Below are 21,078 nucleotides of genomic sequence, written 5' to 3' on the forward strand. Positions count from 1 at the left end.
GCGGGTAACCGGGCGCCATGCTGGGACGACTGGTCGTCGGGGCCGCGCTGGGCGCCGGGTTGGGTGCGGCCTGGTGGGGGCTGCGCGAGTTGATCGCGTCCGGGGCCGTCTGCTCGACCGACGACTGGGACTGCCTGGCGTTGGGCCTGATCGCGATGCCGATCAGCCTGGTGGTGGGCGTGCTGCTGGCGTGGATCGTGCTGAAGGCCGCCCGCCAGGATCGCCCGCTCGGGTTCGCGGCGGTCGGCGTGACGTTCACCGCCGCCCTCACCCTGCTGACCGTGTGGGTGTCGGTCCCGGCAGGGTCACTCGCGGCCGGGGTGATCGGATTCGTGCTGGCCGCACCGGTGACAGCACGGCACCCGGTCAGCCACACTGCTGCCCGTGACTGACACCCCACGCCCCACGGCGGGCGGCTTCGCGTTCAAGGTGCTCCTGCGCGTCGTGGTGTCGGCCGTCGTCGGTGCCGCGCTGCTCATCGCGTGGATCTGGGCCTACCGCGCCGGGACCCTCGAACGGGTGGTCAACCAGACCGACCTGGGCCAGTTCATCCTGTTGGTCGTGATCGGCCTGCCGATCGCGCTGCTGGTCAGCGCGTTGCTGGCCGGGCCGTTGCTGTGGCTGCTGCGGGTCCGGCCGGTGTGGCCGATCGTGTTGACCGGGCCGATCCTGCTGGGCCTGGCGCACTACTTCAAACTGCCCGAGCAGTTCGCCACCCTCGGCGACAAGTGGACCGTTCTCACCCTGCTGGCCGGCGCCAGCTACGGCCTCGCCGGCCTGCTCACCGCGCCCACCATCCTGCGCAAAAAGAAGTAATTACTCCGGCACGGGCACAGCGTCGAGCACCGCGTCGTCGAACCCCTCGAACCGGCACCAGTCGGCGGCTTCACCACGGCTGATCGGCCTGGCACCCTCGGGACGGGGACCGCTCACCACGTCCCAGCCGTCCGGTGCGAGCACGTGCAACCGCCCGCCCCGCACCGCCAGCAACCTCCCGCGGGGGAACGCCATGGTCGGCTCCGCGCGCATGAACCGCACGTCCATCTTGACCTCCACCTAGCTCGAACTTGCAGGGTCGAACGAGGGAAAACCGGATGCCGATTGTCGGTGCACCTTCGTACCGTCAGGGTGGACCGGAGGGGGACTCGTGTCGGAAGAACGTACTTCCACAGCCGCCGCAGTGCGCAGGTTGTGGCCGTACCTGAAGCCAGTGCGCACACCAGTGGCACTGGCGATGACGGCCACCATGCTGGCGATGATGTGCGGTCTGGGCATCCCGCTGATCACCCAACAAATCGTGGACGGCCCGATCGCCGGCCGCGACTTGGGCGCGTTGCCGCTGCTCATCGGCCTCATCGTGCTGCTCGGCTGCGCGGAGGCCGCGTTGTTCTACGCCCGGCGCAAGCTGATCGCCGGACCGGCGTCGGACGTCGAGGCGCGGATGCGGGCCGAGCTGTACCACCACCTACAAGACCTGCAGGTGGCCTTCCACGACCGGTGGCAGTCGGGGCAATTGCTGTCCCGCGCCACCACCGACCTGACCCAGGTGCGGCGGTTCGTCGGCTTCGCCGTCATCTTCCTGGTGGTCAACAGCCTGATCGTGCTGACCGGGCTGGGCGTGCTGTTCTGGCTCTCGCCGGTGCTCGGCCTGATCGTGCTGGTGACCACGCTGCCGCTGGTGGCGCTGTCGTACTTGTTCGAGACGAAGTTCAAGGTCGTCGCGCGGCGGGCGCAGGACCAGTCCGGCGACCTGACCACCGTGGTCGAGGAGTCGGTGCTGGGCATCCGGGTGCTCAAGGCGTTCGGCCGCGGACCGCACCTGACCAGGCGGTTCATGCGGCAGGCCCGGGAGCTGCGGGACACGGAAGTGGCGAAGGTGCGGATCTTCGCCATGCTGTGGGCCGTGCTGATCGTGCTGCCCGAACTGGGTATCGCCGGTCAGCTGGCGTTCGGCTCGATCGGCATCGCGAACGGCACGATGACCATCGGCACACTCGTCGCGGCCGTCACGGTAAGCGCCTACCTGCGCTGGCCGGTCGACTCGATCGGGTGGTTGTTGGCGGAGACGAACTCGACCGCGTCGGCGCTGGAGCGGTACTTCGAGGTGATCGACGCACGGGTGACGGTGACCAGCCCGGCAGACCCGAAACCGGCCGCCACGCCGGTGCGCGGGCACGTCCGGTTCGAGGGCGTGCGCTACCGGCACCCCGGCGCGGAGCACGAGGTGCTGCGCGGGATCGACCTGGACATCCGGCCGGGTGAGACGGTGGCGCTGGTCGGCGCGACCGGCTCGGGCAAGACGACGGTCACCGCGCTGGTGCCGCGGCTGGCGGACGTCACGGACGGCCGGGTCACGCTCGACGGCGTCGACGTGCGCGAACTGGACCTGGCGGAGCTGCGCCGGGTCGTCGGCACGGCGTTCGAGGAGCCGATCCTGTTCTCCGCGAGCGTCACCGAGAACGTGGCGCTGGGCGCGAAGGACGTGAGCGAGGAACGGGTCCGCGAGGCGTTGAAGGTGGCGCGGGCCGAGGAGTTCGTGGACGCGCTGCCGTGGGGCCTGGACACCCGGATCGGCGAGCAGGGCCTGTCCCTGTCCGGTGGCCAGCGGCAGCGGCTGGCGTTGGCGCGGGCGGTCGTCGGACACCCGGCGGTGCTGGTGCTGGACGACCCGCTGTCCGCGTTGGACGTCCACACCGAGGCCGAGGTGGAGGCCGCGCTGCGCCGCGTGCTCAAGGGCGTGACGGCGCTGGTCGTCGCGCACCGGCCGAGCACGGTGCAGCTGGCCGACCGGGTGGCGATGCTGGTTGACGGCCGGATCGCGGCCACCGGCACGCACACGGAACTGTTGGCGGACAACGAGGAGTACCGGAACCTCTTGTCCACTATGGAGGACGAGGAGGTGGCGGCGTGACCCCCGCTGAGCAGGACACCACCGAGCAGGACACCACTGAGCAGGAACCGGCACAGGGCGAGGAGGCGTGGCGCGGCGTCGCCGCCGAGGACGTCGAGGAGGTCGACTACGCGACCGGGGTGAAGTTGCAGGCCCGGTCACGGCGGCTGCTCGGCGAACTGCTGCGCCCGCACACCAGGGCGGCGATCCTCGCGCTGGTCATCGTGGTGGCGGAGAACGTGGTCAACCTGGCCGGTCCGCTGCTGATCGCGGCGGCCATCGACGCCGGGGTGCCCGCCGCGCTGGACGGCCGGCCGGACGTCCTGGCGTGGTGCGTCGGCGGGTACGTGGTGGCGGCGATCTCCGCGACGCTGCTGCGCTGGTCGTTCGTCCGGCTCACCGGCCGGATCGGCCAGGACGTGCTGCTGGTGCTGCGGGAACGCATCTTCCGGCACGCGCAGCGGCTGTCCATCTCGTTCCACGAGAAGTACACCTCGGGCAAGGTCATCTCGCGTCTGACCAGCGACGTCGACTCGTTGCAGGACCTCGTGGAGGAGGGCTTGGACGGGTTCTTCACCTCGATGCTGTCGCTGCTGGGCATCTCGGTGGTGCTGCTGTACCTGGACGTGCCGCTGGCGTTGGTGGTGCTGTCCGGGTTCCTGCCGCTGATCCTGCTCACCCGCTGGTTCCGCCGCCGTTCCGGCCGCGCGTACCGGCACACGCGCGGTGCCATCGCGAAGATCATCGTGCAGTTCGTGGAAACCATGAACGGCATCCGCGCGGTGCAGGCGTTCCGCCGCGAGTCGCGCAACGAGAAGATCATGGGCGAGCTGAACGGCCGGTTCCGCGACGCCAACACCGAGGCGATGGGCGTGATGGCGGCGTTCACCTCGTCGGTGCGGATGATCGGCAACCTGTCGCTGGCGGTGATCCTCGCGTGGGGCGCGCTGCGGGTGGCGAACGGGCAGCTGGAGCTGGGTGTGCTGGCCGCGTTCACGCTGTACGTGCGGCGGTTCTACGACCCGTTCGACCAGCTGGCGATGTTCGCCAACGCCTACGCGTCGGCGACGGCGGCGCTGGAGAAGATCTCCGGCCTGCTGGAGGAGCGGCCGCAGGTGCGGGAGCCGGAGGAGCCGACGCCGCTGGGTGACGTGCGGGGCGCGGTGCGGTTCGACCGGGTCGAGTTCCGGTACTCGGACACGACACCGGTGGTGCTGCCGCCGTTCGACCTGACCGTCCCCGCCGGGCAGACCGTGGCGCTGGTCGGCGCGACCGGCGCGGGCAAGTCCACGCTGGCCAAGCTGGTGGCCCGGTTCTACGACCCGAGCGCGGGCTCGGTGCGGCTGGACGGGGTGGACCTGCGGTCGGTGGCCGACGCCGAGCTGCGGCGCGCGGTCGTGATGGTGACGCAGGAGAACTTCCTGTTCGACGGGTCGGTGCTGGACAACATCGCGCTGGGCCGCCCGTCGGCGACGCGGGACGAGGTCGAGGCGGCGGCACGCGCGGTCGGCGCGGACACGTTCATCCAGGCGCTGCCCGAGGGCTACGACACCGACGTGCGCAAGCGCGGCGGGCGACTCTCGGCCGGGCAGCGGCAGATGGTGGCGTTCGCGCGGGCGTTCCTGGCCGCGCCCGCGGTGCTGGTGCTCGACGAGGCCACGTCCAGCCTGGACGTGCCGACCGAGCGGCTGGTGCAGGGCGCGCTGGAGACCGTGCTGGCGGACCGGACGGCGTTCATCATCGCCCACCGGTTGTCCACCGTGCTGATCGCCGACCGGGTGCTGGTGCTCGACGGCGGCCGGGTGGTGGAGGACGGCACGCCGGAGGAGCTGATCGGCGAGAGCGGCCGGTTCGCCGCGCTGCACACCGCGTGGCGCGACTCCCTGGCCTAGGGCCTGGCCTAGGGGGTCAGAGCAGGGTCAGCAGAAGGGAGAGCCAGGCGGCGAGGACGCCCGCGACCACGCCGTAGGCGACCCAACGCCACACCGGCGTGTTCCGGGCCAACCACACCGACGGGGCGATGCCGCCGACCACCAGGACGTTCGCCAGCAGCGCGAGCCACTCGCTGGTCTCGCCCAGGCCCACCGACAGGGTGAACACGGTGAACGTGACCACGGCGGCGGTGATCAGGCTGACCGTCAGGCCGGTGCCCCAGGGGGTTTCCTCCTGGGGCACCTGCTGTTCGACCGCCGGCTCGTCGGTCAAGTCGTCGGTCAAGTCGTCGGTCAAGTCGTCGGTCGGCTCGGCGGTCTCGGCTTCGGTGGGCGCGCTGGGGACGTCCACGACGACCAGTTCACCGGTCACCGGGTCGGCGTAGGCGACGGGCGTGCCCATGTCGGCTGCCAGGCGGCCGGCCAACTGGTGTCCGCGCCTGGTCACCAGGGCGATCGCCGCGCCGTCCGAGGGCGTGTCGGTGCGCAGCACCGCGTCGGCCACCTTCGCCCACTCGTGCAGCGCGTCGGCGAGCCCGGCGCCGAGCGGGAGGGTGTGGGGGTCGACTTCCCGCTCGCCCGCGTCGTCGCGGCCGGCGAGCACGGCCCGGCCGTCCTGCACCCGCAGTTCCACCTGCGTCCTCCTCTGCTCGATGTGAACGTAGCGTGTTCAGGCGATCGCGTAGAAGGCGATCGCGGCGGCGGTGGCCACGTTCAGCGAGTCGACGCCGTCCGCCATGGGGATGCGCACGGCGAGGTCGGCCGCCGCGATGGCCTCGTCGGTGAGGCCCGGCCCTTCGGATCCAAGCAGGACAGCGACCTTGCGGCCACGCAGACCGGCGTCGGCCAGGTTCTTCGAGTCGGCACGGGGCGTGAGCGCGGCGACGGTGAAACCGTTGTGCCGCAGGGTCTCGAAGCCTTCGGTGAGGTTCGGCATCGAGGCGAACGGCACGCGCAGCACGTGCCCCATCGAGACGCGGACGCTGCGCCGGTACAACGGGTCGCTGCACCCCGGGCCGAGCAGCACGCCGTCGATGCCGAGCGCGGCGGCGTTGCGGAACAGCGAGCCGAGGTTCTCGTGGTCGCCGACGCCTTCGAGCACGGCGAGGCGGCGTGACGACGCGATGAGGTCGGCCGGATCGGGTTGCGGTGCGCGGTCGGCGGCGGCGAGCACGCCCCGGTTGAGGTGGAAGCCGACCACCTCCGCCATGACGTCGGCGGACGTGACGTACGCGGGCGCCGGGAGTTCACCCAGCGCCTCCACGCGGCGGCGCACGCCGAGCAGCGCACGGACCGGGTAGGGCGACTGGAGGAGGCGTTCGACGACCACCACGCCCTCGGCGATCACCAGGCCACGGCCGCCGGGGCGGTCCGGGCGGCGGTCGGCCGTCGACAGGTCCCGGAAGTCGTCCAGCCGGGGGTCCGCCGGGTCGTCGATCTCGATCACGGCAGCAGTGTCCCACCTTCGTTTATGTGAACAACGCTCGCAGACGTCGGCTGCGCAAACACGGGCCCACAACCAGCAAGTTCTTGCTTATTGTTACTGGCATGTGACAGAGAGCACCGATTTGGGCGTTGGCGGGCAGGTGGTTGCTGTGTCACGGTTGGCCTCCGCTGAAGCCCCGCCGGAGCAGCCCTACCGACTTGGGAGGCGGCATGGGTACGGATGTGTCCAGTCGGACGTTCACCAGAGAGGACCGCCAGCGCTACCGCGAGCGCATGCAGCGGTGCATGGACGCGCTGGGGACCATGCTGGTGGAGGAGAGCTTTTCCTTCCCGCGCCAGCAGATGGGGCTGGAGATCGAGCTGAACCTGGTCGACGGGGCGTGCCGGCCCGCGATGGCCAACTCCGAGGTGCTGGAGAAGATCGACGACCCGTCGTTCACGCTGGAACTGGGGCAGCACAACCTGGAGGTCAACGTCCCGCCGCGCGAGCTGGCCGGGAACGAGACGCTGGAGCTGGAGCGGGAGCTGGTCTCCACGCTGGCGTCGGCCGACTGCAAGGCGCACGACGCCGGGACGTCGATCGTGATGATCGGGGTGCTGCCGACGTTGCGGCACGAGCACTTCGACCGGCGGTGGCTGTCGACCCAGGCGCGGTACACGACGTTGAACGACCAGATCCTGGCGGCCCGCGGCGAGGAGGTCGTGCTGTCGATGGAGGGCTCGCCGCTGCCGGGGCAGGCGGGCGAGAAGCTGTCCAGCTATGCCGAGTCGATCATGCCGGAGGCGGCTTGCACGTCGGTGCAACTGCACTTGCAGGTCGCGCCGGACGATTTCGCGGCGCACTGGAACGCGGCGCAGGCGTTGGCCGGGGTGCAGGTGGCGATCGCGGCGAACTCGCCGTTCCTGCTCGGGCGGGCGCTGTGGCACGAGACCCGGATACCGCTGTTCCTGCAGGCCACGGACACGCGCACGCAGGAACTGAAGAACCAGGGCGTGCGGCCGCGGGTGTGGTTCGGCGAGCGGTGGATCACGTCGATCTTCGACTTGTTCGAGGAGAACGTGCGGTATTTCCCGGCGTTGCTGCCGGAGACGGGTGACGAGGACCCGTTGGACGTGCTGGGTTCGGGCGGCACGCCGTCGTTGACCGAGCTGCGCTTGCACAACGGCACCGTCTGGCGCTGGAACCGCCCGGTCTACGACGTGGTGGACGGCGTGCCGCACCTCCGCGTCGAAAACCGGGTCCTACCGGCCGGCCCCACGGTGTTGGACACGATGGCCAACGCGGCGTTCTTCTACGGCGCCCAACGCGCCCTGACCACCCTCGAACGTCCTTTGTGGACCCAGATGTCATTCCACGCGGCCGAGGAGAACCTCTACGCCGGGTCCCGACACGGCATGGGCGCGCAGCTGTACTGGCCAGGCATCGGCTGGGTCCCACCGGACGAACTGGTCCTCCGCCGCCTGCTACCCCTCGCCCACGACGGCCTGCGCGCGTGCGGCGTGTCCGACGAGGCCCGCGAACGCTACCTCGGCGTGATCGAGGCACGGTGCCTGGCGCGACGCACGGGGTCGCAGTGGCAGCGCGAGACGGTGTCACTGCTGGAGGAGCGAGGCGCCGACCGGGACACCGCGCTCAGCGCCATGCTCAAGCGCTACGTCGAACTGTCACACGCGGGCGAGCCCGTGCACACCTGGCCCGTAGCCCTGTAGACACGCCCGCACCGGCCCTGCCGCAGGGCTGCGGCAAACCGGCCCGGCCGCGCCGTGCGTGTCGGCCGACGCCTTCCGGCAGGTCCGCCGTCAGGCGAGGGGAGTCGCGTCAGCCTGCCGCCCGGTCGGGCTGAGGTCCGGGCCTGACCGACCGCGTCACTTCTCGTGCATCCAGACGAGCGTGATGTGCATTTCGCTGAATCGCCAGCCCTCGGGAGTCCGCACGGCGGTACAGGCCACTCGCAGACCGCTTGTCCGGTGAGGTGCTTCGCCGACGCGGTAGAAGTACGTGAGCTGGTTCGCCGTGGCCTTCGCACGATCGCCGTCACCATGCACCAGCACGTCACCGTGCACGTGCTGGGTGTGCTCCCCCTCAACCTGGCTCCGCTTCAGGTAGGCGGTCACCTCGTCGAGACCGTGCAGCTCACCGCCGCGCGGCGAACGCACCACGACGTCGGCGTGGTAGACGCTGTGGGCGTCGTCGTGGCGGCCTTCGTCCAGCATGTTGGCCAGGCGGGCGAACAGTTCGGCGATCTCGACGCGGTCGGCAGTCTGGGTGGCAGTGGACACGACGCCCCCTTCGATGGTCACTCCAACATTGGCGATTCCAACATTGGTGAGACCAACACTACCGGCAGAGTGTTGGTCTGGCCAACACCGATAGAGTGGCCGAGCATGGACGAGATCCCCGAGCGCCTGACGGTGAAGCCGAGCTGGCTGATCACCCAGCTCGCCGTGCACGCCCGCCGGCTGGTGTCCGACGGTTTCACCGCCGCGGGGGCGCGCGGGTACCACTACCGCATCCTGGCCGCACTGCACGAGTTCGGGCCCGCGAGCCAGGCCCAGCTCAGCCGCCGGTGCCGCATCGACCGCAGCGACGTCGTGGCGGCCGTCAACGAACTGGTCGACCAGGGCTTCGTCGACCGGACGCCGGACCCGGACCACGGACGGCGCAACAAGGTGACCCTCACCAGGAGCGGTGTCCAGCAGCTACGGCGCATGGACGGACTGCTCGACCAGGTGCAGGACGATCTACTCAAACCGCTGTCCGCCGAGGACCGGCAGACCCTGACCCGCCTGCTCCGCCAAGTTCTCGCCCAGCACGAACCGGGATGACCGCCAGCCTCGCTCGACCTGGGTCCGGTGCCTGGGTCCCGTCCGGGTCTGCGGGTCCCGTCCGGGTCCTGTGCGGGTTCGGTGCCTGGTCCCGTCCGGGTGCGGTGGGGCCTTGGTGCGGTGGTGCGATGGGGCCTGGGTGCGGTGGGCCTTGGTGTTACCGCCTCGGGTGTTGGCGCCTCGGGTGCTACCGGGGGCGGGGCGCCGCGCCTCCTTCTCTACCGGCAACGTCAATGGTGTGCTGAAAGTTGCCCATTGACGCTTTGTTCGCTCGTCCGGGTGATCTTGGCGCAGCGATTCACGCCCTTACGCCCAGGTCAGCGGCGGCGGCCGGATTTCAGGGGGGCTACGTCCGCGCCGTCGTGGGAGCTGCGGCACTCGTCGGGGGTCACTGCTTCCACCGCGAGGGTCAGCATGCCCTTCACGCCTGTGTAGATGCTCTCGCCCGCCGACGCCAGTGACGTGTGCACACGGTTGGAATCGGAGAAGTCGCGTTCGTCCTTCGTGCGCTTCTTCCCCGCCTCCTCCGGCTTCGTCGCACTCCGCAGGTTGACCTCCAGCCACGCGGCGACCTCGGTCGGCGTGGTCAGGACCTCTTCCGGCGTGCGCTCCAAGCGCTCCTGGCGCGGGGAGGCGTGGTCGAGTGACGTGTGCTCCACGTAGGCGTGCCAGTGCGTGTTGCGCAGTGACCACGTCTGCTCGACCGGCCAGTCCTCCTCAGTGCCCATGCACCTATCTTGCCAGGCTCCGGACGTCCAAGGTGCGGTCAACCCCCACCGCCGACGCGAGCCTCCGGTCGTGGGTCACCAGCAGTAGCGTTCCCTCATAACTCTCCAACGCCTGTTCGAGTTGTTCGATCGCCGCCACGTCGAGGTGGTTGGTCGGCTCGTCCAACACCAGGCACGTGGTCCCCCTGGCCTGCAGCACCGCCAGCCCGGCCCTGGTCCGCTCCCCCGGCGACAGCGAACGGGCCGGCCGCAGCACCGCGTCCGCACCCACCCGGAACTTCGCCAGGAGGGTCCGGGCTTCCACGTCCGGCAGCCCGGTCGAGGCCGTGACCACCTCCAGCACGGGCGAAGACGTGGCGAAGGACGCACGCACCTGGTCGACCTCGCCCACCACCACGGCCGGCCCCTGACTGCGCTCGCCCGAGTCGAGCGGCAGCCGGCCCAGCAACGCGCCCAGCAGCGTCGACTTGCCCGACCCGTTGGGCCCGGTGATCCGCCACCGCTCCCCCGCGCCGATGGTCAGGTCGATCGGACCGAGCGTCACGTCACCGCGACTGACGGTGGCACCACGAAGCGTGAACGCGACTCGGCTCCCCGGACCCGCGCTCGGCAACGTCAACCGCAGCTCCCACGGCGAGCGCGGCTCCTCGACCTCCTCCAGCCGTTCCAGCGCACGATCCACAGTGGACGCCCGAGCGCCCAGGTTCTCCGCGCCTTCCTTGCGGAAGAACTTGATGAACTTGTCGCTCTCGTCGGACTTGGCATTGCGCCGAACGCCCGCACGAGACCACTCCCGGGTCTGCCGGGCACGCTGCGTCAACGCGTCGCGCCGAGACGCGTACGCCTCGTACTCCTCCCGCGCCCGCCGCTGGGCGTGAGCCTGCTCCTGCACGTACGCGTCCCACCCGCCGCCGAACACGGTGACGCCGTGGCTGAACTCGTCCAGTTCGGCGATCGCGGTCGTGGTGCGGGCCAGGAACTCGCGGTCGTGGCTGACCAGGACCATGCCGGCCGGGCTGCGCAGCACGTGCGTTTCCAGCAGTTCCAGGCCGGCCAGGTCGAGGTCGTTGGTCGGCTCGTCCAACAGCAACACGTCGGCCGTGGTCAGCAGCACGGCGGCCAGTCGCAGCCGAGCCGCCTGCCCGCCGGACAGCTCCGACGAGCCCCGCTCGTCGAGCAGTGTCGCGGTCAGCCCGAGCCGTTCGCACACCTCGTCGGCGCGTTCGGCGAAGTCGGCGGCACCGGACGCGGTCCACACGTCGAACGCCCGCGCGTACGAGTCCTCGGCCCCCGGCGCGCCCGAAGCCAACGCCTCCGTGGCGGCCTCGAACTCCCGCACCGCCGACGCCACGCCGGTGCGGCGGGCCAGGTGGTCCCGCAGCGACTCGCCGGGCCGGATGTCGGTCTCCTGGGTCAGGTGCGCGACCACCCCGCGAACGGTGACGGTGCCCGATTCCGGCGCCAGCTCACCGGCCAGCACGCGCAGCAGGGTGGACTTGCCGACCCCGTTCGGCGCGATCAGGCCTACCCGTTCACCTGCGGGAACATCGAGATCCACCTCCGAGAGCACGATCCGCGGACCGAACGACAGCGTGACGTTCCTGGCTGTCAACACCCCCCGATCGTGACAGGAACGCCCGCTGCGGGCACCTCAGTTTTCGGGCCACCCCGTTCCACCGAGCACCTATTGCAAGTACTACGTCTCCGCGCTGTGGGACGTGGTGAACTGGGATGACGTGAACGCCCGTTTCGAGGCGGCGCGCGCCGGCCGCAACGGCCTTCAACTGCCCTGGCAAGAGCTCGGCGGGTGCTCCGACAAGCGCCACCGCCGATACGACGAGGCCCCGCCACCCGGCGGTACGACCGGGAGGCGGGGCCTCGTCTGTTCCCGAACTGACTGCCGCTCCCACCACGAAGCAACGAGGGTTAGGTTAGCCTAACTTCGCCCACCGCACCAGCCCGTCTCACGAGTCCGCGCGCGACGAGTTCGACCACCACCGCGATCGCCGTGGCCTCGACCGCCAACAGCCCCAGCAGCACGACGAGCTGCAACGCGCCCGCCTGCCACACCGGCGCGCCGCCGAGGAGCATCCCGACGAACGCGCCGGGCAACGTGACCAGGCCGACCGTCCGGGTCTGGTCCAGCGCCGGGATCAGGGCTTCGGCGGCGGGCCGGCGCACCAGCTCCCGCACGGCGACCGGCTCGGTGAACCCGAGCGCCAGCGCGGCCTCGTACTCGCCGTGCCGGTCCCGCAGCGTGTCGAGGGCACGTCGGACGGACAACGTCGTCGCCGTCATCGCACCGCCGATGAGGATGCCGCCGACCGGCACCAGCGCGATGCCCCGCAACGGCACCAGACCGCTGATCACCAGCCCCGCGATGGCCGGCACCGTCCCGGCGAGAATGGCAGCGGCGACCCAGGTCCCCCGCATGCCGGTCTTCGTGCGCGCGGCGGACGTACCGGTGGCCACGCCCGCCATCAACACCAGGAACGCCGCCGTCAGCGGTAGTGACGCCAGCACCCCCGTGATGACCGCCGACACCGCCGCCAACTGCGCGCCGGCCCGCAAGGCCGCCCGGACCACCGGTCGGGGTGACGCCAACCCGGCCCACCAGACCACCGCGCCCGCGACGGCGGTGAAGATCAGACAGACGACGAGCAGCCGGACCCAGTCCGTTGCGATGACCACTCGGTCATTGTGGGACGCGGGCGATCATCGTGTGACGCGAGCGCGGCGGCGCAGGCGGTAGCCGGTCAGCGTGATCCCGCCGCGCCGGGCCAGCACCAGCCCGCCGACCACGGCCGCCACGATCGACACCACACCACCGACGACCATCGGCGCGCGTGCGGTGAAGTGCTCCGCGAGCCAGCCCATCACGGGCCCGCCCAGCGGGTTGCCGCCCAGGAAGACCAGCATGTACAGGCCCATCACCCGGCCGCGCATGGCGGGCGACACGGCCAGCTGCACGGTCGCGTTGGCGGTCGTCGTGAACGTCATCATCGCGATGCCGACGGGGATCAGCGCCAGCCCCGACAGCCACATCGTGGGCATCAGACCGGCCACGATCTCCAGCGCGCCGAACGCCAGCGCACCCACGATCAGCAGCTTCAGCCGGGGCTTGCCGCGGGCGCTGCGCCGGGCGGCCAACGTCGCGCCGGCCAGCGTGCCGACCGCCAGCAACGTGGACAGCAGGCCGTAGGCGGAGGCGTCGCCGCCGAACGTGTTGCGCGCCAGCACGGCCAGCGTGACGTAGAAGTTCAGCCCGAACGTGCTGATGAAGAACACCAGGGACAGCAGGATCACCAGGTCCGGGCGCTTGCGCACGTACCGCAGCCCTTCCCGCAGCTGCCCCTTCTCCCGCGGCACGGGATCGCCGCGGTGCAGTTCACCGGCCCGCATCAGCAGCAGGCCCGTGATCACGCCGATGAAGCTGACCGCGTTGAGCAGGAACACCCAGCCGGTGCCGACGAAGATGATCAGGCCACCGGCGACGGCCGGGCCGACCATCCGGGCCAGGTTGAACGTCATCGAGTTCAACGCGACCGCGTTGGTGAGCTGGTCGCGGCCGACCATCTCGACCACGAAGCTCTGCCGCACCGGCGTCTCCACCGCCGACACCGCGCCGAGCAGCAGGCACAGCAGGTAGACGTGCCACAGCTGCACCACGCCGGTGACGTCGAGCAGGCCGAGGGTCAGCGCGCAGAGCCCGAGCCCGGTCTCCAGCACGAGCAGCAGCTTGCGCTTGTCCATCCGGTCGGCGAGCACACCGGCCCAGAGCGACAGGAACAACGTCGGCGCGAACTGCAACGCGGCGGCGATGCCGAGGGCGATCGGCGAGCCGTTCGACAGCTCCAGGACCAGCCAGTCCTGGGCGACGCGCTGCATCCACAGCCCGACCAGGGAAACGACCTGGCCGGAGGCGTAGAGGCGGTAGTTGCGGACCCGGAGTGAACCGAACATGCGCCGGCGGGGCGGGGGTGCGGCTGTGTTGCGATCGAGTTGATCGGTCTCTGCCCCACCCGCGTACGCCGGCACGTCGTTACTGCCCCGCCATCCTGTCGATTATCTCGGCGGCGCGCGACAGCGCGCCCCGTTCCTCCGGTGTCAGCTCGGCCAACCGCTTGTCCAGCCAGGCTTCCCGGGCGGACACCTCTTCGTTGATGTAGCTCAGCCCCGCCTCGCTCAGCTCCACGATGGCCTGCCGGCCGTCGGTGGGGTGAGGGCGGCGCGTGGCGAACCCGTACTCCTCCAGGGCGGCGATCACCCTGGTCATGGACGGTGGCTGGACGCCTTCCTTGGCGGCCAGCTCGCCCGGCGTCAGGGGCCCGCACTTGTGCAACGTCGACAGTGCGGACACCTGGGTGAGCGAGATCGCGGAGTTCACCCGCTGCGCGCGGAGCCGACGGTTCAGCCGGACCACGGCCAGCCGCAACCGGCTCGCCAGTCCCGCTTCCGACTCGGTCTCCGCCACGTAGTTAGCATACCTCACGATCTCTGCGCCCATCGTGTGAACTTGGTCAACCAGTCCGTGAGAACAGCCCGCTCAGCCCGTGAGAGCGGCCTGGATGGGGCCCATCGCGAAGTAGACGACGAACGCCGCCGCCACGATCCACATGAGCGGGTGCACGCTGCGCGCCCGCCCGGTGAGCGCGCGCAGGATGACGTAGCTGACGAAACCCGCGCCGATGCCGTTCGCGATGGAGTAGGTGAACGGCATGACCACGATGGTGAGGAACGCGGGCAGGCCGATGGAGAAGTCGGTGAAGTCGATCTCCTTGATCTGCATGATCATCAGCGCGCCGACGATGACCAGCGCGGGCGCCGCCGCCTCGATCGGCACCACCGCGTACAGCGGGGTGAGGAACATGGCGCCGATGAACAGCAGGCCGGTGACGATGTTCGCCAACCCGGTCCGCGCGCCCTCCGCGATACCGGACGCCGATTCGATGTAGACGGTGTTGGACGACGAGGACGCCGCCCCGCCCGCGACCGCGCCGACACCGTCCACGAACAGCGCCTTCGACACGCCCGGCAGCTGGCCGTCCTTGCCGATGAGCCCGGCTTCCTTGCCCAGGCCGGTCATCGTGCCGACGGTGTCGAAGAAGTCCGTGAGCACCAGTGTGAACACCAGCAGCGCGGCGGTCAGCGCGGGCACCCTGGTCCACGCGCCGAACGAGACGTCACCGAGCAGGGAGAGGTCGGGCAGCCCGAACACCTGCTCCGGCAGCGCGGGGTAGCCGAGGTTCCAGCCCTTCGGGTCGACGCCCCGGGACGGACCGGCCTTGACGATCGCCTCGATCACGATGGACAGCACGGTGGCCGAGAGCACGCCGATCAGGATCGCGCCCTTGACCTTGCGGGCGACCAGGATGCCGGTGACGACCAGGCCGACCACGAACACCAGCGTCGGCCACGACGCGATCGACCCGTTGATGCCCAGTCCGACCGGCACGGTCGTGCCCGCCGCGTCCGGCAGCCGCCGCACGAACCCGGCGTCGACCAGCCCGATGAAGCAGATGAACAGGCCGATGCCGACCGCGATGGCCGCCTTCAGCTCCGCCGGCACCGCGTTGAACACGGCCGTGCGGACGCCCGTGACGACCAGCAGCAGCACCACCAGCCCGTTGACCACGACCAGGCCCATCGCCTCGGGCCACGACATCTGCGGCACGATCGTGACCGCCACGAACGAGTTGATGCCCAGGCCGGTGGCCAGCGCGAACGGGTAGTTGGCCACGAGTCCGAACAGGATCGTCATGACCCCCGCGACCAACGCCGTCACCGCCGCCACCTGCGGGATGGTGAGGATGTTGCCGAGCACGTCGACCTTCGCGCCGGGGTCGTCGGCCGCGAAGCTGCCCAGGATCAACGGGTTCAGCACCACGATGTAGGCCATGGTCACGAACGTGACCAGGCCACCGCGCAACTCGCGGCCGACCGAGGAGCCGCGTTCGGAGATCTTGAAGAAGCCGTCCAACTTGGAACGGGCAGGACCCGCGGGCGATGTCTCGGCGGGGGATGCCCCGGCGGCGGGTGTCTCGGCGGCGGCCATCTCATCTCCTTGATCGGTGTGGCGAGCAGGCAGAGCGTGCCCCACCCGTGTTTCGGGCAGGTAGCCTGCCCGACGTGGCCGAACAGGACGGAACGACCCTCCCCGCCCCGCCCCCAGCCCCGCCGCCCCTACCGCCGAAGCTGGCCGACCCCGTGCCCGCGATCGTGGTGGGCACGGGCCTGTGGTTCGTGGCGTTCGTCGTCGTACTGCTGTTCGGTCTCGACACGATCCTGGTGTGGACGTGCCTGTCCGGCAGCCTGCTGGGGATCATCGGCTACGGCGTCTTCAAGTGGCAACGCTCCGCCGCACGCCGAGGCAGCCGCACCGCCCAACGCGGGCTGGACTGACCCCCACCGCGCGAGCTGAACCGACCACCCACCGCAGCAGGCTGGCACCCCAGCGCAGGCTGGCACCCCAGCGCAGGCTGGATTGCGTGACCGCCCACTACCGTCCACCGCCGCCCAACGCGGGCTGTGTGACCGCCCAACACGGGCCGACCCTCGGCTGAGGGTGAGGGCCGGGGCGCCGCGCCTTCATTTTTCCGGCAACAAATCCGGGGTTTCCATTCATCCCCGGATTTGGCCGGTTCGCGCGTTCGGGTGATCTTGGCGGCGCGGGTTCGGCGTGATCCAGCAGGTCAGCCCAATAGTACCGAAGGAGTCGGGTCGGCGATCAAGGCGGCGAACGTGTGCCGGTCGGCCCAGCGTCCCGTTGTCCAGGCCAGAGCGCGCGCCAGCCCTTCGGGGGTGTCGGCGGCGTGCATGACCGACCCCTCCACCCACCACGACACCGAGTGCTCGGCGTCCTCGGCCGCTACGACCAGGTCGTCGTGCACGATCAGCGAACCGTCCGGCAGGTCCACGCCGAGCAGGTCGCACGCCAGCCGCACCGCGCCCAGCTCCGACCACACCACCTCGTCGCCCTCGCCGACCACCGTGCCGGACACCTCCTCGGAGGCGAGCGGCAGGGCGAGGAGTTCGGCCAGGTCGGACGCGTTGCCCGACGCGGCCAGCACCTGGGCGGGCGGCAGCACGCCGAGCAGCCAGGGCAGGTCCAGCACCAGGACGTCGTCCGCCGACTCGGCGGCACCGGTCAGCACCCGGACGCGGTCCGGTGGTTCGACGCTCACCGAGTCCGCCACCTCGGCCAGCAACGCGTGCACGCGCAGCACCAGGGCGTCGGACAGCTTGCGCGCCGGGTCACCCAAGCGGGCCAGCAGGTCGGTGACGTCGTCCTCGTCCACCACGCTCAACGACGTGCGCACACCGGCAGCGGCCAGCACGTGCGGCGGCAGGTCGATCGGCGGCACCACGTCGTACAGGCCTTCCAGCCCGTCGGCGTCGGGCAGCCGCCACGACCCGAGCGGCACGCCGTCGATGGTCGCGTACCGGGCCAGCCACCAGCCCGTGTAGCCGTCCGGCTCGGCCACCGCGCGCCACACCACGGGGTCGGCTGCCATCATCGCCAGCGCCTGCGGCCACTTGTCCCGCGCCACCAGGTCCAGGTCACGGATGCCGAGCACCCGCGTCGGCGGCACGTCGAACGCGTCCCACCAGTAGCCCTCGTCGGCCAGGTCGTGGTCGGGCTCGGTCGGCGAGTCGTCCTCGACCACGGTGAACCCGTCGATCACGCCGACGTCGGTCAGCACCGAACGCGGCCACTCCTCGGCCACCGACGCGTCCAGCACCCCGAACGGCGCGTCCGACTCCAGCACCGACAGCAGCGCCGAGTCCGGCAGCACGAGTTCGTCCGCGCGCCGCCACTCGCCGTCCGCCGACGGCAACGCCAGCTCCGCCAGCCAGGGCCGACCACCGGCCCGCGACACCAGCCGCAGCACGGTCCGCACCAGCTCCGGCCCGTCCAGCGCGGGGTCGTCCAGGCTGCGGTGCACGGCCTCGCGCACCGCGTCGGAGTCCAGCAGTTCGGCCGGACCGGCTTCGGTCGCGCCGAGGCGCAGCAGCAGCGGGTGCGCCGCCTCCGGGTGCGCGATCCGCAGACCGGACACCGAGAACAGCTCCGAGTCGGTGCCCACGAGCACCCCGCGCGGGCTGCTCACCAGCCGCCCGTCCACCAGCGGCACGGGCAGGCTGCCCATCTCCTCGCGCGCGGTCGAGTCGACGTCCGCGACGGGCGACAGGGCGTCGTACACCTGGTGCCACCACGACGGGTCGCCGCCGACACCGGCCAGCGCCGCGACTACTTCGGACACGCCCAGCCGGGGCACTTCCAGTGCCGCCAGCGCCTTCGCGTGCGGCGGCAGCGTCAGCTCGTAGTCGAGCAGGCCGGGGATCACGTCCTCCAGCAGCTCGACCAGCTCGAACGACGCGAGGTCCAACACCTTCGCGGCGGACGGCGCGGCCCACTCGCCGTCGGCCAGCGGCAGCCACGGGGCCGTCCGCAGCGCCTGGAGAACCCCGGTCCGCAGCCGGTCGTCCACTTCGGACAAGGGGAACCCGGGCAGCGGCACCAGCGAGGTCCGCTCGATCGCGGGCAGCGACGCGACCAGCGCCGGGTACGCCAGCGCGGCCTGCTCCAGCACGAACGACGCCGCCGCGCCCGCCAGCACCCGCCGCCGGGACGGCTCCACCGGCAGGGTCGCGATCAACCGCGCGGGCAGGGACAGCTTCTCGTCGGTCGGCGTCGGCGCGTGCAGGACGTCACCGGACAGCGGCTCGTCCATCGGCCACGCCCAGCACACCGACCACTGCGGGCGCGACTCCACGCCCGTGACCAGCGACGACGGCAGTTCGCCGCCGACCCGGCGCACCAGCCACCGCTGCGCGCCGGACGGCCCGGTCAGCACCACGACACCGTCGGCCTCGGACCGCTCCCACGCGTCCGACCCGACCTCGACGCGCCGCAACCCGGGCAGCGCCAGCAGTAGGTCCGGCACCTGGAGGGCGAACTCGGCCAGCAACCCGGCCTCGTCCACCTTCAACGGCAGCCGCACCTCGGTGTCGAACCCGTCCGGCAGGTCCGTCTCGTCCGACGGCCACACCAGCCGCAGCACCGGCACGTCACCGCCGCGGACGGACGCCAGCGACGGCACCGCCTCCCGCGTGCGGGCGGCGGAGAACGCCACCGAGCCGGACCGGGACACCACCCGCGGCTCGTCGCTCACCGCCAGCACGGCCGCGAAACCGACACCGAACTGCCCGACCGTGTCCGCGGCCTTCGACGACGCCCGCAGCGAGGCCAGCGCCGCCACACCGGCCGCGTCCAACGGCGTGCCGGTGTTCGCCGCCCGCAGCTCGCCGTCCACGAGGGACAGTCGCAGCACGCCGGGCGTGTCGCCGGCCGCGTCGGACGCGTTCTGCGCCAGCTCCACCAGCAGCCGGTCGCGGTAGCCGCCGAGCCTGAGGTCCTCTTCGGCGTTGGCGTCCTCGCGGAACCGCGTGGGCGATCCGCGCCACGCCGCCAGCACCGACTCGCGCAGCGCCTCGGTGCCGAACGGGTCCGACGCGTCCGACGCGCTGGAAGGGTCCACCGGGTCCGCGCTCACTTCCCGCTCTCGTCAGCCGACAGGGCCGACGCGTCACCCGACGGGTTCGCCTCCACGTCCAGCACCGCGTCGTCGTAGACGACCTCGGCGACCGGCACCAGCGGCCCGCCCTCGACCTCGACCTCGGAGTGCGCGCCGCACCCGTACTCCACGTGCACCACGCGGCCGTCCGCCGGCGTGTACTCGTTCGCGCACACCCCGAAGGCGGCGCCGAGCGAACCGGCGATGCGCTGGTAGAACCCGCACGTTCCGCAGGTGGCGGGCGCGCTGCGGGCCATCTCGCTGCGCGGCCCGAAGTCACCGCCGTGCCAGCGCTGGGCGGCGTCGAGCACGCCCTCGCGGGACAGCACCCGCACCCGGCCCAGGCCGACCTCCAGGGCGACCTCTTCGACCGCCGGGTCGTCCGAGGCCACGTACCCGGGCGCCAGGCGCGGGTCGTCCTCGGGGGTGGGCAGCAGGTCGCCGACACCGAGGTCCCCGGCGCGGACCCGCTCGTGCCACGGCACCCAGTCGGGCGCGACCAGCGCGTCCTCGCCGGGCAGGAGCACGACCTCGCTCACCGACAGCGGCGTGCCCTCGCCCGCGAAGGCGACGGTGACGGCCCAGTTCCAGCCGCGGTAGCCCGCGTGCTCGGCCTCGAACAGGTGGGTGGCCGACACCTGGTCCTCGGCCACCGTGCCCACGTGGTCGCCGACGCGGTCCGCGCCCGCCTCCTCTTGTGCGGCGGCCCGGGCGAGCCGGACTGCCGCGGGATCGGCGAGCGCTGGATTGGGCTGCTGGGTCGGCGTGGCGGTCACAGGTGAATTGTGCCGCACGGCTTCGCGGCGCCGCGCACACGTGCCACCCTTTCGGATGGATTGTGCCGCACGGCTTCGCGGCGCCGCGCACACGTGCCACCCTTTCGGACGTGCGATGGCTCCTGATGGCAGTGCTCTTCGTCCTGTCGGCGGCTTGCGCGACCCCGCCCGACCCACCGGCGGCGGCGGCGTCGCCGGCCGGCCCGACGCGGGTCGAAGTGCTCGGCACGGTGCCCCACGATCCCGAGGCGTTCACCCAGGGGTTGGAGCTGGTGGACGGCGTGCTGTACGAGGGCACGGGCCTGGAGGGGCAGTCGTCACTGCGCCGGGTGAACCCGCGGACGGGCGAGGTGGAGCGACGCGTCGACCTGCCGGACTCGCTGTTCGGCGAGGGCATCACGGTGGTCGGCGACCGGATCTGGCAGATCACCTGGCGGAACGGCGTGGCCATGGAGCGGGACCGGACCACGCTCGAAGAAGTGAGGCGCGTCACCTATGAGGGTGAAGGCTGGGGGCTGTGCCATGACGGCGACCGGCTGGTGATGAGCGACGGGTCGGACCGGCTGACGTTCCGCGACCCGGAGTCGTTCGCCGAGACCGGCACGGTGGCCGTGCGCCGCGGCGGGCAGCCGGTCACCCGCCTGAACGAGCTGGAGTGCGTCGGCGGCCAGGTGTGGGCGAACGTCTGGCAGACCGACAAGGTGGTGCGCATCGACCCCACCAACGGCAAGGTCACCGACACCGTCGACCTGAGCGGGGTCCGGCCGGCCGACGTGCCGAAGAGCGACGTGCTCAACGGCATCGCCGCCGTGCCGGGCACCGACGAGTTCCTGGTCACCGGCAAGAACTGGCCGACGATGTTCCGGGTCAGGTTCACCGGGGGGTGAGCCTCCGGGTGGCAGC

General features: G+C 71.3%; 20 protein-coding genes. 8 read left to right on the plus strand and 12 right to left on the minus strand.

The genetic code is table 11. The features are described 5' to 3' along the window. Positions 1 to 17: 17 nt before the first annotated feature. Complete coding sequence (locus ALI22I_RS12195) at positions 18 to 392, plus strand: hypothetical protein (RefSeq protein WP_077005580.1); 375 nt, start codon at positions 18 to 20, stop codon at positions 390 to 392. Continuing rightward, positions 385 to 816 (plus strand): hypothetical protein, encoded by a 432-nt coding sequence (locus ALI22I_RS12200; RefSeq protein ID WP_077005581.1) that lies wholly within the window; start codon positions 385 to 387, stop codon positions 814 to 816. Before ALI22I_RS12195 ends, ALI22I_RS12200 begins: the two co-directional genes overlap by 8 nt. Here the strand turns inward: ALI22I_RS12200 and ALI22I_RS12205 are convergent, their stop codons facing one another. Continuing rightward, positions 817 to 1,044: a hypothetical protein gene (locus ALI22I_RS12205; protein WP_077005648.1), complete on the minus strand. Its 228-nt coding sequence runs from the start codon at positions 1,042 to 1,044 to the stop codon at positions 817 to 819. A 166-nt stretch (positions 1,045 to 1,210) separates the two neighbouring features. Between ALI22I_RS12205 and ALI22I_RS12210 the strand changes: the two genes are divergently transcribed. Next, positions 1,211 to 2,911 (plus strand): ABC transporter ATP-binding protein, encoded by a 1,701-nt coding sequence (locus tag ALI22I_RS12210; RefSeq protein WP_238598317.1) that lies wholly within the window; start codon positions 1,211 to 1,213, stop codon positions 2,909 to 2,911. After that, the gene (locus ALI22I_RS54620) at positions 2,908 to 4,782 is read left to right on the plus strand and encodes an ABC transporter ATP-binding protein (protein ID WP_077005583.1); all 1,875 of its coding nucleotides are present in this window, start codon (positions 2,908 to 2,910) and stop codon (positions 4,780 to 4,782) included. Before ALI22I_RS12210 ends, ALI22I_RS54620 begins: the two co-directional genes overlap by 4 nt. Positions 4,783 to 4,798: 16 nt before the next feature. On the opposite strand, the gene ALI22I_RS12220 is transcribed toward ALI22I_RS54620, so the two are convergent. Together ALI22I_RS12220 and ALI22I_RS12225 are read right to left on the minus strand one after the other, a co-directional pair. After that, a complete protein-coding gene (locus ALI22I_RS12220) occupies positions 4,799 to 5,455 on the minus strand; it encodes a DUF2537 domain-containing protein (protein ID WP_077005584.1) in 657 nt (218 codons plus the stop codon). A 36-nt stretch (positions 5,456 to 5,491) separates the two neighbouring features. Continuing rightward, positions 5,492 to 6,259, minus strand: a complete 768-nt coding sequence (locus tag ALI22I_RS12225) for a TrmH family RNA methyltransferase (protein WP_083751668.1) — start codon at positions 6,257 to 6,259, stop codon at positions 5,492 to 5,494. A 218-nt stretch (positions 6,260 to 6,477) separates the two neighbouring features. On the opposite strand from ALI22I_RS12225, the gene ALI22I_RS12230 reads away from it, so the two are divergent. Continuing rightward, positions 6,478 to 7,977 carry a glutamate-cysteine ligase family protein gene (locus ALI22I_RS12230; protein ID WP_077005586.1) on the plus strand — a complete coding sequence of 500 codons (1,500 nt, stop codon included), beginning with the start codon at positions 6,478 to 6,480 and terminating at the stop codon, positions 7,975 to 7,977. Between the two features lie 156 nt (positions 7,978 to 8,133). Here ALI22I_RS12230 and ALI22I_RS12235 read toward each other — a convergent pair whose 3' ends face one another. Then, a complete protein-coding gene (locus tag ALI22I_RS12235; protein ID WP_077005649.1) occupies positions 8,134 to 8,547 on the minus strand; it encodes a nuclear transport factor 2 family protein in 414 nt (137 codons plus the stop codon). A gap of 105 nt (positions 8,548 to 8,652) precedes the next feature. Here ALI22I_RS12235 and ALI22I_RS12240 point away from each other — a divergent pair, with 105 nt between their 5' ends. Next, a complete protein-coding gene (locus tag ALI22I_RS12240) occupies positions 8,653 to 9,093 on the plus strand; it encodes a MarR family winged helix-turn-helix transcriptional regulator (RefSeq protein WP_077005587.1) in 441 nt (146 codons plus the stop codon). 317 nt (positions 9,094 to 9,410) lie between these two features. On the opposite strand, the gene ALI22I_RS12245 is transcribed toward ALI22I_RS12240, so the two are convergent. The 6 genes from ALI22I_RS12245 to ALI22I_RS12275 form a co-directional block, all read right to left on the minus strand. Beyond that, complete coding sequence (locus tag ALI22I_RS12245; protein WP_077005588.1) at positions 9,411 to 9,821, minus strand: hypothetical protein; 411 nt, start codon at positions 9,819 to 9,821, stop codon at positions 9,411 to 9,413. Between the two features lie 4 nt (positions 9,822 to 9,825). Next, on the minus strand, positions 9,826 to 11,436 hold the full coding sequence (locus ALI22I_RS12250; protein ID WP_077005589.1) for an ABC-F family ATP-binding cassette domain-containing protein: 1,611 nt from the start codon (positions 11,434 to 11,436) through the stop codon (positions 9,826 to 9,828). A gap of 311 nt (positions 11,437 to 11,747) precedes the next feature. Beyond that, complete coding sequence (locus ALI22I_RS12260) at positions 11,748 to 12,512, minus strand: ABC transporter permease (protein WP_083751659.1); 765 nt, start codon at positions 12,510 to 12,512, stop codon at positions 11,748 to 11,750. Positions 12,513 to 12,536: 24 nt separating this feature from the next. Next, on the minus strand, positions 12,537 to 13,859 hold the full coding sequence (locus tag ALI22I_RS12265) for an MFS transporter (protein ID WP_077005591.1): 1,323 nt from the start codon (positions 13,857 to 13,859) through the stop codon (positions 12,537 to 12,539). Positions 13,860 to 13,863: 4 nt separating this feature from the next. Next, positions 13,864 to 14,328 (minus strand): MarR family winged helix-turn-helix transcriptional regulator, encoded by a 465-nt coding sequence (locus tag ALI22I_RS12270; RefSeq protein WP_077005592.1) that lies wholly within the window; start codon positions 14,326 to 14,328, stop codon positions 13,864 to 13,866. 39 nt (positions 14,329 to 14,367) lie between these two features. After that, positions 14,368 to 15,876, minus strand: a complete 1,509-nt coding sequence (locus ALI22I_RS12275; protein WP_238598318.1) for an NCS2 family permease — start codon at positions 15,874 to 15,876, stop codon at positions 14,368 to 14,370. Between the two features lie 74 nt (positions 15,877 to 15,950). On the opposite strand from ALI22I_RS12275, the gene ALI22I_RS12280 reads away from it, so the two are divergent. Next, positions 15,951 to 16,223, plus strand: coding sequence for a DUF2530 domain-containing protein (locus ALI22I_RS12280; RefSeq protein ID WP_077005593.1), 273 nt, complete (start codon positions 15,951 to 15,953; stop codon positions 16,221 to 16,223). A 290-nt stretch (positions 16,224 to 16,513) separates the two neighbouring features. Here the strand turns inward: ALI22I_RS12280 and ALI22I_RS12285 are convergent, their stop codons facing one another. Both ALI22I_RS12285 and ALI22I_RS12290 read right to left on the minus strand, forming a co-directional pair. Further along, the gene (locus ALI22I_RS12285) at positions 16,514 to 19,378 is read right to left on the minus strand and encodes a sacsin N-terminal ATP-binding-like domain-containing protein (RefSeq protein WP_238598319.1); all 2,865 of its coding nucleotides are present in this window, start codon (positions 19,376 to 19,378) and stop codon (positions 16,514 to 16,516) included. Next, positions 19,375 to 20,175 carry a DUF3027 domain-containing protein gene (locus ALI22I_RS12290; protein ID WP_077005594.1) on the minus strand — a complete coding sequence of 267 codons (801 nt, stop codon included), beginning with the start codon at positions 20,173 to 20,175 and terminating at the stop codon, positions 19,375 to 19,377. The genes ALI22I_RS12285 and ALI22I_RS12290 overlap by 4 nt, the downstream gene beginning before the upstream one ends. Before the next feature lie 125 nt (positions 20,176 to 20,300). On the opposite strand from ALI22I_RS12290, the gene ALI22I_RS12295 reads away from it, so the two are divergent. Beyond that, positions 20,301 to 21,062, plus strand: coding sequence for a glutaminyl-peptide cyclotransferase (locus ALI22I_RS12295; RefSeq protein ID WP_077005653.1), 762 nt, complete (start codon positions 20,301 to 20,303; stop codon positions 21,060 to 21,062). The last annotated feature ends 16 nt before the right edge of the window (positions 21,063 to 21,078 follow it).

This window comes from Saccharothrix sp. ALI-22-I (assembly GCF_001984175.1).
In the GTDB taxonomy this organism is placed as follows: Bacteria; Actinomycetota; Actinomycetes; order Mycobacteriales; family Pseudonocardiaceae; genus Actinosynnema.